Below are 16210 nucleotides of genomic sequence, written 5' to 3'. Positions count from 1 at the left end.
CCTCATATAGCCGCAAAACGTTTCTCAACTTATTTAACATATACAATAATTCTCCATGAAATTCAAAACTTTTTATGATATAATATATAATAGTTAATAATATGTATTCTGAATGATTAATGATAAATCTATGTATTGAGATAAATCACCTGTTAAAGGAAGGGATATGCATGATCGAACACAGAAAAAGAATAGCTTTATTTGTGGGACAGGCAGACGAATCATACCAGAGCCGTTTTATCAGCGGCTTTCTTAAAGAGGCTTTTTCGCAGGGCTATGACGTATGTATCTTTTCAATGTACCGCAAATATCAGGATACACGGGAGCGCGAACAGGGCGAAGCCAATATCTTCTCACTTATGAATCCCGAGAAATTCGACGGCGCTGTCATACTTAAAGACAGTATCCAGACAGAAAACGCCGCAGATAATCTGGAGCTTTATCTAAAGGATTTCTTCGACAACCGCATAGTTGTCATCGAAAAAGAGAGCGACCTGTTCCCAAGCATATGCACAGACTGCTATTCCGCGGTCTTTGACCTTGTAACACATCTTATAGAAGTTCACGGCTGCAAGGATATAGCCTATCTGTCAGGCAAGAAATGGCATAAGCACTCCAAGGAGCGCTTGCAGGCTTACCGTGACGCTATGGCAAAGGCAGGTCTTGAGGTTCCCGAGAGCCGCATAATCTACGGTGATTTCTGGTATCAGAGCGGAGAGATATGCGCAGAGGAGCTCCTTGCTGACGGGAAAAAGCTGCCTGACGCCGTTGCCTGCGCAAATGACCAGATGGCTATCGGACTCTGCAAGGCTTTTGCGAAGAGAGGTATACGCGTCCCCGAGGACATAGCCGTTATAGGCTATGATTCCACCTTTGAGGGACAGACCAGTCCAAAGCCCATAACCTCGGCTCTTATCCCTGCCGAGGAATTCGGAGAATATGCATTCCATTTTCTCATGGACTGGATAAAGGGCAAGATACCAGATTCCTTCAAGCTGAGATCCAAGATGCTTCTCGGTGAAAGCTGCGGCTGCAGCTGCGAGTCCATGCCCCATTATCAGATAAAGCGTGACGACTGGGGTACAGATATCTCCGAGGAGAGATATCACTCGGTTTTCAATACAATGGACGAGAACCTTATTTTACAGTCCTCCGTGCAGGAATACCTCAGCACGGTCTATTCCTATGTGTATCAGATACACGACGCAAAGGAATTCCACCTCTGCATATCAAGCGAATGGAAAAGCGCCTCTCATGGCATACACCATAAAAACAACGGTTATCCCAAGCGCATGATACACGCTATACGCTATTGCAGCGACCGCAAGAACAACATCGCAGGTCTTGATGAGAGCTTTGAAACGGCGGAAATGCTCCCCGACCTTGACGAGGAGCGCGGCTATCCTACGGCTTATTTCTTCACTCCCGTTTTCTACGAGAGCGAGTGCTTCGGATATGCAGTTTTAAGTTACGGAGACAAGCTGCGAAGCTACGACGAGACATACAGACTGTGGATAAGCTCTGTTTGCAGGGGCTTTGAGATTCTGCGCCGCAATCTTATGTTGAAAAATATGCAGGAGCAGCTTGAACGACTCCACAGCAGCAAGTTCGCAGTCACAAGCCACGCCTATGAGAGTCTTGATACAAACGAAAAAGCCCAGTATCAGCTTGTTACAAGGATACTGGACGAAAACCTGCTGGACTACTATTTCCAGCCTATTGTAAGCGCTGTTGACGGAAGCGTCTATGCTTTTGAAGCTCTTATGAGGGCGCGAACCGAGTCAAAGGTATCTCCCCTTTCTATTTTAAAATATGCGGCTATGCAGGAGCGCCTGCCCGATGTTGAACGCGCTACATTCATGAACGTTCTCAGTCTCATAGACCAAAAGACAAATGAGCTGGGCGATAAAAAGGTGTTCATCAACAGTATCCCCGGCGTCAGCGTAGGCGAAGAAGCGACCTCAGAACTGGACAAGTCGCTTGCCGCTCATGCAGGCAAGGTAGTCGTTGAGCTTACCGAAGAAGCCGAGCTAAAGGACTCAGACCTTGAAATACTCAAGACAAACTTTGAAAAGATGCATATCAACATCGCTGTTGACGACTATGGCACAGGCTATTCCAACGTCAGCAATCTGCTGCGCTATATGCCCGATTTCGTCAAGATAGACCGCTCTTTGCTCAGCGATATACATGAATACCCTCAGAAGCAGCATTTCGTCCGCGAGATAATCGACTTCTGCCATGACAACGGCATAAAGGCTCTTGCAGAGGGCGTCGAGACCGCAAAGGAGCTCCAGACTGTGATACACCTCGGAGCTGACCTTATTCAGGGTTTCTATACCGCAAGGCCGTCCGCTGATATCATCAGTCAGATTGACGAAAAATGCCGCAGCGAGATAAAACAGTATCATCAGGAGCATATCGACGGCAATGTCAAGCATATCTATACCGCAGGCAAGACAAACCGCGTCTCACTTGCAAAGCTTGAGAAGGACGGCTGTACGGATATCGTTATCGGACACGATGAAATGGTCTACAAGGATATCTCTATAATAGGTACTCCACAGATGAAGACCAATATACATATGCGTATCGAGCCTGATTACAGAGGGCGCATAACCTTGGAGGACGTTTATTTTGCCAATGTCAAGAACCGTCCCTGTATCGAGCTTGGCGAAAACTCAAACGTTACTCTCGTACTTGTGGGCACTAATACACTGTTTGAGTCGGGTATACAGGTACCCGAATCCTCAAAGCTCATTATCGAGGGCGACGGTGCGCTGAATATTGACCTTAACGCCGCAGAATCCTACGGCATAGGCAACGACCACTCTTCACGCCACGGCGAGCTTATCTTCGAGCAGGACGGTCCCATCAATATCAGCTGCCGCGGAAAAGACGGCATATGTATCGGTTCGGGATACGGCGGAAATATCCATATAAACCGCGGAGAGTACAACCTCAATGTCAATACCGAGACCGAGGTCGGCATAGGCGCTATCAAGGGCGAAGTCAATATCGTGATAAGCACCTGCCACATAGAGACCGATTTCTCGGCAAGTATCGGAACCTTTATAGGCTCACTTGAAAACAGCGCCGATATAACCATAATCAAGAGCGCGATAAACTTCTATGCCCACGGCAAATGCCTGACGGTATTCGGCACTCTCAACGGCGACAAGGCTTCAATAAAAACCGAACAGGTCAGCCTTGTACTCAATACTATGGCGGATAATTCCACCTGCTTCGGAGCTCTTTATAAAAGCTCGGATATCTCTCTGAGGGATTGTCACCTCCATATCGAGACTATCGGTCAGGAAGCTCTTGCCTTCGGCGGATACAGCGAGGATACTCATATAATGCTTTCAGACTCCGATACAAAGGTGGACGTAAGGTCGGCTCTCGGCAAGGAGACATTTGCTCCCGACGAAAACATCATCATTAAAAACAGCCGACATAGAGTTATCGTAAACGGCTCGGAAATAAAAAGACCTGTTACTATAGACTATACGTAAGACTCAATATTTCCCGACATTATACTCAACACAATATATAAGCTTATAGTTGTTATGGGGAAGCCTTTCTGAAAAAAGGCTTCCCTGACAAGCGACATCTTACCATACTCCTTCCCAAATACTTTTTTAGCTGATTTTACAATTTGTCTATTGTTATTTTCACTGGAATATTACATAATATATATAAGTAATCACACTGGTATTTGGGCGGTATAGTTGCGTCAGAACTATTCGTTCCTTATGCGGAAAGGAGTTTTTATGGATTTTCAGAAAGTTGCAGACAGCTATTATCCCATGACAAGTATACTATCCGTTGAAAAAACTCCCGACGGCAAATATGGAGAAATACGTGTGGTTGCAGGCAATAAAAAATATATAGATGTCGTAGAGCACCCGAAATATGAAGTGGTTCCGGGTATGTCCATGAAAGATAATAATAAGTTTGTTCCAAACTCTCTTTATTCCGATTATATCCCGAAGGATACAAACTTTGAAGACCTGTGCTACAGAGCGGCAGTACTGAAAGAGCCTGTTCACACATTCGTTCATCCCAGCAAACTCAATCTCTGGTTCAATGTGTTCGTTATCCCGATAGATTATGAAGACGGCAACCTCTGCTACTGTGCATATTCCACTCAGATGACCGACGCTGCCCATGTATGCCTGACCTCCTCCCATTCGCCGGGAGCTTCAGATGAGGTGCTGCGTACCTGTATAAAGCTGCACGGTGCAAATGATTTCAGTTCGACGCTTTCAGAAGTCGTACATGATATCCGTGAACTGTGTAAGGCGGAAGTATGCACTATCATGCTTCTGAACCAAAGCAACGGAACCTGTTCCATTCTGGCAAAAAGCGTCAGAGAAAAAAGCACACTGAAAACAGCTACGGATTTTATCAATTTCTATGATCTTGCTTTATCATGGCTCGAAACCCTCGGTGAGAGCGACTGCATTATCATCAAGGACGAAAAAGACATGGAGCATATCAGCAGGATCAATCATATGTGGTGGCTGACACTTGATGAGGCAGGAGTAAAAAGCGTTGTTATGTTCCCGCTTCAGTATAACGGCGAGATCATGGGATTTATCTGGGCTACAAATTATGACACGGATATGGTATTTCAGATAAAGGAAATACTGGAACTGACGACCTATTTCATATCCTCTCAGATAGCGAACTACAATATGGTCAAGCGCTTGGAGTTCTTCGGATTCACCGATATGCTGACAGGTGTACAGAACAGAAATGCCATGAACAACCGCATTACTGCTATCGTCAACGGTGAGGAATACATCTCTGTTCCCTTTGGTATCGTGTTTACCGACCTGAACGGCTTGAAGGTCATGAACGATACGCAGGGACACAGTGCAGGAGATATTCTTCTGAAAAAAGCAGGTATCCTGCTACAGGAGATATTCGTAGAAGACGAAGTATACCGCGCAGGCGGTGATGAATTCGTCGTGATAGTAACAAACTGTACAAAAGAAAAGTTCGATAAAAAAATACAGGCACTCAGAGCCCATATGGATATGTCCAACGATGTCAGCCTTGCTGTCGGATATCATTATGTATCATCGGGCTGTGATATACGAACTGCAATGAGATTGGCTGACGAGAATATGTATGTAGACAAGAGAGAATACTACAAGAATCACCCTAAGAACGACAGACGCCTTGAAAACCGCGACTAAACGGAAAGACGTGTTTAAATCATCGTTTCCTGAAACTGCATGAGCAGTGTGACATAATAGAATAAGCGGCTCCTTGGAAGTTGTTTGGACTTCCAAGGAGCCGCTTTTTGTATTACGGGTTTATGGTGATGAAACTGGAGGTGAATTAGGTACAATATCAGAATAAATCTTAGTATTCGTATAAATGATATGATCGTCTATATCTGATCCTGGTATCATTTTGCCGTTTCCTTCTGTTTCATCATACAGTTCGACCTTGATTTTCACCATGTAATTTGAGTAGTAACGATGGACATTAGCGCCATAGGTTGTATCCTCAAACTTGTTATTATCTCCAGTATAAACCTGGAAGCAAATCGGGATATAATAGATATTGCCTGAGAAATCGTCCTTCGTACAATCTACATAGTAAACAAAGTCTGTGTCTGTACTTGTTGTTTTGGTAAATGTATCTGGGTTTTCCGCATCAATCTCCTTTTGATAAAGTGTAAGCGAATTCGGAACAAAGAACTGCTCAATCGGAAGTTTACCTGTATCCTCATAATCTGCTTTTCGGCGAAGACTTACCGTAACCTTCATGCTCTTAATACTATCCTTTGCCTCATCTGACAGATTCAGAATGTTGTAGTCAGCTTGCGTTTTCATGTTAAGAACACTGATTCCGCTTTGATCAACATCAGCTTCAATTGCATTGATGCCCAATTGCTCATATTTGTTTTCAGCAATCATTCGAGTCTCTGTCACCGCTTGAACCTCATCATGAGCAGGAGTTACCACTATTTCTTCAGTATCAGCTGAGTAATAACTTAAAGTAGCCTTCTTTGTTGTCTTACGATAATACTTGGCATCGTCGCTGCCTGGTTTGCTTGTTTTACTGTATGCCGCGGCAGCAGCCTGCGATGAAATGTTAGAGGATCCTGTGACATTTGTTCCAATATATTGTCCCTTTTCAGATTCAGGATTCGTATTCTCAGGGAATTGAGCTTGAATCTTATCATCATCTGAATATGTCAATTTAACCGTTGCAACTATTGGAAATTTCGTATCTGATGCAGTATTATTTTGGTAAGCGATATACGCAGTATACAAATAACTTTTCAAGTTCACGAGACTTCTCAGTTCCAGGTAGTTCGCATTGATTATTGCATTAGCACCGCTCATACCAGCTAAAGTTTGTGAATTAGGTTGCGAATTATGGATCAAATCCAGTGACGTACCGTTTACAGTATACAAATTCACTTCGACTTGTGGATCACTACCATCAGCAATGCCTTTTTCAAATGTCAGGTTATTCATAGCATCATCTGTGTAATAGCTTTGATTAAGCTGCATCAAAAAGCTCTGATAAATACTTACCGAATTATAATTAATGAACGTTTTGATGATACTTCCGGCAGCTGCTTTTAAGCCAACATTCGCAGTCATCGTTGCTGTTAAAGAGTTGTTTCCTTTTGCTGACATCTCGGAAGAGCCAGATGTTGTAATTGTGCAAGAATTTTCAAATATGTCTCCGGTAAAAATGTGAGTTTCAATTCTGTTTGTATAATTCGAGGGATACTCTGTTCCGCCAAATGTTTTAGGTCCGTTAAACTCCAGATGATAAACACCTGTATCTGTTGGAGTTGGTGCAGGCGTGAAGAATGTCAAATAATAGGTTTCAACTAACTGATCCGAATCGTTAGACATTCCAGATTTATATCGTATATAAAGCTTCTTCGCACCGCTTGTTCCAGATGTGCATGGTTTATAGTATGTGCCACTGTTGGTTCTTATTGTGGCATCTGTTAAATTTGAGGATGCATCAACAAAGTAGTTCGATGTTTGAGTGTAACTGTCGACATCAGTTGTAGGCTCCGAATCAAGAACATCAAAGAAGTCATTGAATTCTATCGGAGTAAACGATGTCATATTGTCAGACTTCTTAAATACATCCAGATTCAGGCAAGTAATCGCACGATCAGTATCATATGATATAAGATCAGATGTAGTCTTATCGGCATAATAGCTCGGATTATTTCGATTCGCATCAACAAGCACCATTTGAGTACCAGTCGGCAAGCCAAGCGGCGCTGTATGGTCAGTGAACTCCAATTGCTTATTATAGGCACGGTTTATTTTTTCACCTGCATTGATAAGATCCATCCATTCAGTGAATTTCTGCTCATAAGTCCAGCTGAATTGCATTGTAATTGGATTACCAAGATTTTCAATGATTGCTGTACGTCCGAAGTTTTTAAGCGCATCCTCATAAGGTACAGTACGGTACGTCGTGCCAGAAATAGCTGCCGATGTGAATTTAAAGTGAAGCATTTTCTTGACGAAGACAGGAACATACAGATGATAAGCAACCTTATTTGTATCGTTCGGATCATAAAATTCAACATCTATCAGCGTAAACTGCTCTTTGCTCTTATCACTGTTATCATATGCGCCTCCGATTTTAAACGCCGCATTCTGTGTATCAAGCTTCAGGTTTACACCTGTGATATTATCAGTAGAGTATTCTGCGCTGAGATTGTAATCATCACCTGACTTGATATAAGTGCAAGTTGCAAGTCTGACCTTACCGATAGCTCCATTCAACGCTGCATAATTAAAGTTTGTGTTTGTCAGCAGCCGCAGATAGGTATTCACCAGCTTGGTTGTGTTATCTGAGCTGATATCATCCACAACAAGGACAGGCATATTATACAATTCTGGCGGAAGATTCGTTGAAGTGCGTGCTGCTTTGTATGTGGTATACTTCTTCTGATCGCGCAGCAACCCCCGCATTGTAGTATCATTCGCATTATTGGATGTCAATGGATATCCTTCACTTGCAGTATTGTTATAGGACTGATATCTCTTTGCCTCACTTGTTCCAGAAGCATCCGAAATGATCTGTCCAATCGCAGAGCTTGCATAAGCGGAATCATTCGAGCTGTTATAAACGCCGTCACTTGTCAAGAATATGCCGTCAGACGATACGCCACGCTTTGGATTGACATTGACATAAGGTGACGCAGAGCCGACATTCGTAACATTGTTGGGAATTGTTGAGAATTCCATGTTAGGGCTGTTGAGTGACAAGCCCTTGTAGTCAGAGAAAACAACGTAGCCGTTTTTGCCATATTGATCCGTAGCATTCGCATTCTTGTTGCCGACCATTTTAGCCTGAATGCCTGTACCTTGGCGGGAGAAGCCGACTATTTTTATAACTGTATTGTTGTTATTGCCGACAATCTGACCGCAATATTGTCCGGCTGATAATGCAACATTATCTGTTAATATATTATAACCAAGTAATGCGCCATCATAAAGATCGCCTATCAAAGCACCACTTTTTTGAGAAGAAGCAGTGATTGTGGTGTTTTTTATAGCAATGTTGTTCACTACAACATTTTGGTTTGCAACAAGCTTTCTACCGATAAGTCCGCCAGCATTTTTAGGAGATGAAATTGTATATCCAGTTACTGTCGCATTTTTAATTGTTGTTACAGCACTTTTGTTTAGATATCCAATTAATCCTCCGCAGGCATTATTATCATTATTGCGATAATTTTTCATTTCGCAGCCTTGATCCGAAAAAACCGATGCATCTGTTATTGTAACTGGATTACCACCTCCACAATAACCGATTAATCCTCCAATACACATTCCATTAAAATCAATATTGGAAACCTTTACATTGGAATACTCAATTTTTCCGTTTCTGCTTGCACCGCCCAAAATGCCACCAATACGAGGGTATTCAGAATTCAAGGTTGTGTCACTGCAGATTACACCCTTTGAAATACTGGATGCATTCTTAACAGTAACATTTTTAATTTTAAGATTTCCATTAGCTTTATCACCGCCATAATCACCAACGAGACCACCTGATGTTGGCATGCCCTCCTTACTATCATTAAAACCTGATTTTGACATCGACATTATCTCAATAACGCCATATTCTTTGCCTTCAAAATCCGCATCAATTACAGAATACATATTTCGGACATAGCCCATCATTCCACCTGCAGACTGTCCTGCCTTAACTGTTATATTATCAGCACTGCACCCTTTAAAGTAATAGACAATCGATCCATTACTAGCTCCAGCATTAGAACACCCTACGATTCCACCTGCATACTTCACACCATATACAGAAATGTTTTCTATTCTGATGTTCTCAAAATACATAGAGCCGCCGCCGCCGTCACTAGTACTGTTTACCTGTGTATCAACACCAGGCGCTCCAATAAAGCCACCTACTGCAGGGCGCGCATTTTGTTTAAGATTTTCAGAATTATAAACTATTGAATCGCCCTTAGTACTGTCTATAAGGTCAAACTTAACCGACCCCTTCAGCGTTAGGTCTTTGAATTTATGAGTAGCATCATTATTGTAATTTGAGCGTACGGCATTGAAAAAACCATAGCCGGTTTTAAGATATGCCTGGTTTTCACTAGGTGTACCATAGTTATCACTACTATAAAGCAAGAGTTGCATATTCATGGAGATTTTCCTGTCGTTACCGTTAAAACTATACAGGCACATAGTATTAAAAAGCCGATAGTTAGTGTGCCAGCTTTCTTGGCCAAGCAGCAGGCAACCTAAACCTCTAAAGCCGTCCGGCATATAATAGGTTGTATCACCCGAATCCGACAATTCCATGTTAAGATAAAGCTCGGAACCTATAGTAATATCGGTAAACGCCGCAAGATTAAATGCAGGATAAGGATGTGATGAATTACCATATGGAGTATACGTCTTTATCAAATGCGGCACTTTTGTAGAATTAGAATTTGAATCCGAATGTATATCGCCAGTAGAAATATAATAATCGTTTTTCGCCTTATCTGCATCAGTAGCAGGATTCGCAATCAATCCAGAAGGCGCGCTTCCAGTCAACGAAGCATTTCCCACATATTCATAATCTGAAAGGCGTGTTGCCATATAATTGGTATAAGGTTTAAGCAAGTTATTTGTGTCATCATATTTGCAATTTATGGATGTACCAAGTCCCGCTTCCGTAACCAGAGAAACAATAAAAAGTGATTGCGCGTTGGAAACGCTAATAATTGATCCAGCATCACCAGGATATCCTCCAGAAGGCGCTGTCATTGTAAAATTATTCGCAGTATCATTTCTATTGATATCCGCAATCGAATAATTCTTCGTGCCGTTCTTCATTGTGACTCCGACAGGACTCTGATCAATTGTCGCCCCCTCAGCAACCTCTACAAAACTACCATCATCCTTCTGATATACCTTTGAACCGTCAGGATAAGTTCTTGTACCATCATCGAACGGGCGGAATTTGCCGCTGTCAGTTGCGGTATCAGGATTATTGCTCATCGTCTCATAAATCGCAAAGCCATTCATCACACGACCAATAATCGGATTCACATAGAGATATTTCATGTTCGGCTTTGTAACAGTCTGACCGTCAACAGTCTCTTCTTTTGTGATCAGATGCTCCGTACCTTTGAATGTCTTGTCATTCGGTAAACCTGCGATATTATTATTTGTAGCCATATTGCGGAAATACAAGCCGCCGTTCAGTACCACGCCGACATAGCCGCCGACAGGGATAACATGAGCCGCATTGCCACTGATTGTTACCGTTGCATTATCAAAATTGACATATACATTGTCGATGATATTATCGCCGCCGAAAATCTGACCGATGACCGCACCGTAATAAGCGCAGCCGCCGCTATAAGGCGTGAACTTTGTTGTAGCTGTCCCATTGCTTTTGTTTATTGTAGCATTGTTTGTGGAATCACCTACTTGAAAAGTCAGACCTTTAACAACGCTGCCGTAGCTTGATGCAATGAGTGGATACTGCGTTTTGTTAGTTATCGTTTCATTTCCGGAACCAACGATCACACCGCGGAATACAGCAAATTTATCATCTTCGTTACTGATATTGCCAAGCCCGTTAAATTCAGAACTGCTAATCACAATGTTATTGTTTATCTTATAATATGCACCTGCAAGATATGTGCGGAGCATTTCCACAGTAACATAATCCTTAGATGTATCACCGTCAAGATAGTATTTGGTTACTTCACCTACCGTTACAGGTTTATATGTACCATGCTGCGTATGCCATGTTGTTGATTTGGCAATTGTATTTTCGCCGCTTAAAGTAATATCATCTGTAATGGAAGAACCACTTCCTGTTGTAGGGATATTTATAAATGAAATATCTGTTCCGGCATTAAGAAGCTTTGTAATATTGACAAGCTCCGTTTCACTTGTTATAACATATGGATCATTATAAGTACCACAGCCACTGAATCCAGCAGCATAATGATTAACTTTTAACTGATGTGCCCCCTCAACACCAGCGTTAGCAGCGCCAATGTATTTTGTATAAACATATGGGAGAAATCCGCTGAAATCATACGGTGCTGTCCATGACACAACATCATTAGTCGTAACTGCATCGGCGGTTCCGCTTGAAGGAGTATTTGTTTCAGGAAGAATATAATCTCCGGTTATATAACCGGTACTTTCAATCTTGCTCTGACTTCCGTAGTACCAGAATTCTTTGCCGAAGTTTTCTTTTCTCTCTGTCGAGTCGCTGATCTCAGAGCCGTATGTAACTTTAACGGGAGTATGATTGTCTCCAGTCCAGTCCTCAGACTTTTCAAAGTTATATGTACCGCCGCCGGACTGATACTGAAGCTTATTCAGCAGAGTTGCCTTAGTGAAAAGAGATACTTCAGAATGGTAAGCTGTTGTCAGATCGCTGAGTATGCTGCTCTTTCTTCCGTCAAGCTGAATCTCCTCAAAAGAAACATTGATATTTTTAGAGTTTGCGTCAACGCCAGCGTTTCCGATTAGACTGGTTGCGATTTTAGGATAAGTGGTTGCAGAATAATAAGTAGTACTTTCCGAATTACCCAAAACATTATATTTGGTTTTCAAGGTATCAACCGTGCTCGTCTTATAAGAACCATCTCTTGCAACAAAAACATTTTTTATTGTCAGCTTAGAGAAGTCGCTTGTTTGGTTGATGAGCAAGGGAGCATATTCGCTCTCACTTGCCGAATTAAAGTTATGCACATGAATGCCTTCCAGTGTAATACCGCCTGTTACTTTGACCTCTGCAGTGCCGGCATCTGAAGATGCTGTACCCTTTACAGTTCCGAAAACGAGCGCACCAGATACACCGTTTGCCTTTCCTACATTACCTTGTAATGTAACTGTGCCAACAGTTAGCTTGCTATTAACATTATTGAACAGCGCATTCTGCATAAGATAATGCTGTGTAGTGTTAGAAAGAGTTGAAAACTTTGTTTTTGCCCTGTTCTGAATATTCTTTTCGATTTCGCTGTTATAGAATTTGAATGTGCCGTTGACTTCAAGCGTGGAATCCACATCAACCGGATACCAGCTATAACCAGTCATATCATACGTTGCTGTTGTAATTACTGAAGAAAAAGGATTTCCAAAGTATTTCTTAATATTACTGCAGGCATACTGATTAAGCCCCCAACTCATTAGTCTCTTTTGAGGACTGGACGATATCTCAATTAATTTAGCAGAAAGTCTTGTATCAGTATCAAGATTATAATAATATCTCGTGTTAGGATTAGATTTACCTTGACCAAGTGTGGTCCTTGCGGTATAGGTGTTTGCTGCTCCATTCCCGTTCATGACAAGAGCATCAACGAACGCTGTGTCAGCCACATTTCTTGTATGAATAGAGACAATGCCCTGACCGTTTGCAGTCACATCACCGGAAGAACTGTATGCGACCAGTTCATCATAGACACCTGTATGAGCAGAAAACGGATTTCCGGAGATCGTATAGGTAAAGCCGCTCGGAAGAAGCAGATAGATGCCGTCATCTCCGCTTCGTCCCTGATTCACAAGCATACCAAACGAAGAAGCTGAATTCATATCTACGGTAAAACCGCTGAATGCAATAGAATTAACAAGCCATCTGCCTGTCGCACAGTAGACAAGACCAGCGGTTGCACCATTTTGAATTGCAGGTATTTCTGCGCCGTTTTTTACGGATACCTTGTTCGTACCGGCAACAGTGATCGTCATTCCGTTCTCAGCCGAGTTGACATCCACACCCTGCACATTTGTATTGTACCATGCATAACCAAGCAGACCGCCGCAGGAGCCACTTGCATTTCCGTTAACAGTGAGACTGCTGAGTGTAATGTTGTCAAGATTCAATCTACTTTCACTGGTGCCCTTCACGATCTCTGCAACGAGTCCACCGATCTTCTGTTTTTCGTTTGCACCAGTATTAGACATAGAGCCGCTGATTGTCACTCCGGAAAATGCAGAAGATGTCGTGCCTTTGATTCTACCGACAATACCTCCGTAGCAGCTTTCCTCAGAAGTAGCATCGCCTGATACAGTGCCGCTGTAAGTTCCGTCAGTTACTGAAACACTACCGCTGACATTTCCGACAAGTCTGCCGAGATACAGTTCTTTGCTGCCCCACTTATTATCGCCGCTGACATCATAATGCGTTGTGAATACAACATTTGCTGCTGTTCCGCTTGTAGCAACATTGACATTATTAGCAGTAAAACTTGTTTTAGAAGTCGCTGCAGCCATACCTGCATACATCTCTACGCACGGCTGAAGGTTCATCTTTCCGTCAAATGTTATGCTGCCGATAGTAACACTATCTGCAATTCCAAGCATGCCGTTATAGGAATGACGATAGACAGGATTACCGCCTATGTTCTCAATATAGAGTTTTACTGTTGCGCTGTTACCTGTAATGTTTCCGGAATAATCACATTTAGTATCATTGGCATTTATCTTATTATCACGTGTTAAACCTCTAAGACCGGTATTGGTAAGATCAATATTTGCGGACGCTCCAAATGAAATAGAAGAAGGTGCAGGAACCGTGCTGTTTGTGATAATCGGGTTATTGCTGTATGCAATTTGCAGGGCAAGCGCCTGTCTTGCATAGGTAGCAGGTGTAGTGATAGATGCAGAGGGAGCAACCATTGTAATTGAATGAGTACCCTCTGATAGCACAGCACTCTTCGCTATCTTCGTGCCGTCCAGAATGAGAATATCGCCCCATGTACCGATATTGTCAACTCTCCTGTCACTGATTGAAAGATTGGAAGCCGCACCATCATAATAAACCAGCGCATCATCACGATAGCCTACAATCTGTCCTTCTCGGATCGCATCCACATTGGTCTGCGCCGGCATTGCGCTTGCAAAGTTTACGGTTCCGGAAAGTTTCAGTACGCCGCGTGCCATACAGCCGACAGCAGCACCACCGCGGAAATTATTTGCATTAATCGTTACTGTATTTGCATCAACAAAAGATTCATCACCCTTGCCGACCATACCGCCAAAATATTTGCTTCCGCAGTTTGTTGCAGTCGCAATGAAATTGTTGAAGCTCACATAGGCGAGGGATGCTGTATCATTGGATACACCGACAAGACCGATACCGCCGCCGCAGTTTTCTGAATATGAACCGTTGTTTGTGACACTAACAGTCACATTCGATACAGACAGAGTTTCAGTAAGGGAAAACGGAGTATATTTTCCGGCAATTCCGCCCAAATTGGCTGCAGAACCGGAATTGGTCACAGTAATGGTGTTTGAACTAGAAGTCTTTTTTATCTCAATCGTTCCGCCTGCCGCATCTGTACGGCTCTCCGGTGTAGTGACTTCGCCTGTTTCAGCATTTTTTACTTCGTCTGTTATGATGACTGATTTGTTCACCAGTTCACCGAACAGACCGCCTATGTTTCCGCTTCCGCTAACAGTTGCACTTACGCTATAGTTAGCGAGGTCATAAGTAACAGAGGTTTCGGTCGAATCTGTTCTCGGATCATCAAACAGCGGACGGTTATAACCAAACAAACCACCAGCACCGGTGATTCCGGTAATCGTTCCGCCAATAGAATAACTTGAAATCGCAGATGTATCTACAAATCCACCGTCATTCTTACCGACAATACCGCCAGCGTAGCCGCCCCCACTAATGGTCGCCGCAGTATTAGCCGGTGCTTGCTTTACCACAAGTACAGAACCATTATCCATGCTTCCAACAATACCTCCAACATTGCCGGATGAAGTATTGATTCCATACGAATCATTGTTTACCGTAGTAGCCACCGGAGGCACTTCGTCATTATATGTCGTAATTCCTTCAATCGAATTCACTGTCAGCATGGTGTCTCTCCCCATGCTGCCACAAATACGACCAAGATCAAAATCTCCTTTAATTTCAGCAGAAGTCCCATCTCTCAGGTCAAGCTGCATCTTTGAACCCTTTTGCATCTCGCCAATGATTCCGGCATAATTATTGTTTTTAGCCGCATTGGTTCCGTCTGAATAAGTTTCAATCTGAACCTGCCAGGTGTTTCCATTCCATGTTTCAGTGTTTTCACCAACGAGAATAGTTGTGGGAGCAACCGGATCATGACAAACATGACGAGCAAGTATAGGTTCATTTGTATTATTGGTCATACGTGCTATTCTGATATATGACGGACCCGCATTTTCAGCATCACTTTCCACAATTTTAGCAGTATCAGCCACATAGTCAAATAAAGCCTCTGGGAGATTCAGCTTATTGAGCGAAGCAGCAGCAGTGATGATCGTACCTTTAAATGGGTATTCTTCAGTTCCAAGTGCAATGAAATCTGTTGCTGCAACCGTGGTGTCTCCAGCTGCGAAGCCAAGTTCAAGAATATCATTCTGATGTTTATCAGGAAATGAAATATAGCATTTAGAATATTTAACAAGATCATCAGGTTTTTCAATAGAGTATTTACCATCATCCTGACCATCGGATGCTGCATTAATATCATAGATTGTGTCTGTATACGGAGTGAAACTATCCTTATTTGCTGCATGAGCGGTTAACTGAATGGAAGATAAATTATCCCAAAGAACAGTAGGCATACTTGTAGTAAAAATAATAGAGGCAACAACAACGCTGCACAGCCTCTTTATGAAACTGCGCTTTCTGTATTTGTTTCTTTTAATAAACATGTATTTTTTCATTTGCCTCACTCCCA

The 16210-nt window shown here is 42.7% G+C and carries 3 protein-coding genes; 2 read left to right on the top strand and 1 reads right to left on the bottom strand.

Annotated features, from left to right (window positions below; genetic code table 11):
• The first annotated feature begins 170 nt into the window (after positions 1 to 170).
• On the top strand, positions 171 to 3515 hold the full coding sequence (locus T497_RS17735) for an EAL domain-containing protein (RefSeq protein ID WP_051530673.1): 3345 nt from the start codon (positions 171 to 173) through the stop codon (positions 3513 to 3515).
• Positions 3516 to 3773: 258 nt separating this feature from the next.
• Positions 3774 to 5207, top strand: a complete 1434-nt coding sequence (locus T497_RS0112690) for a GGDEF domain-containing protein (protein WP_028515931.1) — start codon at positions 3774 to 3776, stop codon at positions 5205 to 5207.
• Positions 5208 to 5327: 120 nt separating this feature from the next.
• Here T497_RS0112690 and T497_RS0112685 read toward each other — a convergent pair whose 3' ends face one another.
• Positions 5328 to 16196 (bottom strand): hypothetical protein, encoded by a 10869-nt coding sequence (locus T497_RS0112685; RefSeq protein ID WP_028515930.1) that lies wholly within the window; start codon positions 16194 to 16196, stop codon positions 5328 to 5330.
• Positions 16197 to 16210: the final 14 nt, after the last annotated feature.

The sequence above is a fragment of the Ruminococcus flavefaciens MA2007 genome (assembly GCF_000621845.1).
In the GTDB taxonomy this organism is placed as follows: Bacteria; Bacillota; Clostridia; order Oscillospirales; family Ruminococcaceae; genus Ruminococcus; species Ruminococcus flavefaciens_E.
Note: the sequence above shows the minus strand (reverse complement) of the source record. Positions and strands in the feature narration are given on the sequence as shown.

Coding starts and splice junctions, on each gene's coding strand:
- T497_RS0112685 (WP_028515930.1), bottom strand. CDS start 16,196: ATGAAAAAATACATGTTTATTAAAAGAAACAAATACAGAAAGCGCAGT.
- T497_RS17735 (WP_051530673.1), top strand. CDS start 171: ATGATCGAACACAGAAAAAGAATAGCTTTATTTGTGGGACAGGCAGAC.
- T497_RS0112690 (WP_028515931.1), top strand. CDS start 3,774: ATGGATTTTCAGAAAGTTGCAGACAGCTATTATCCCATGACAAGTATA.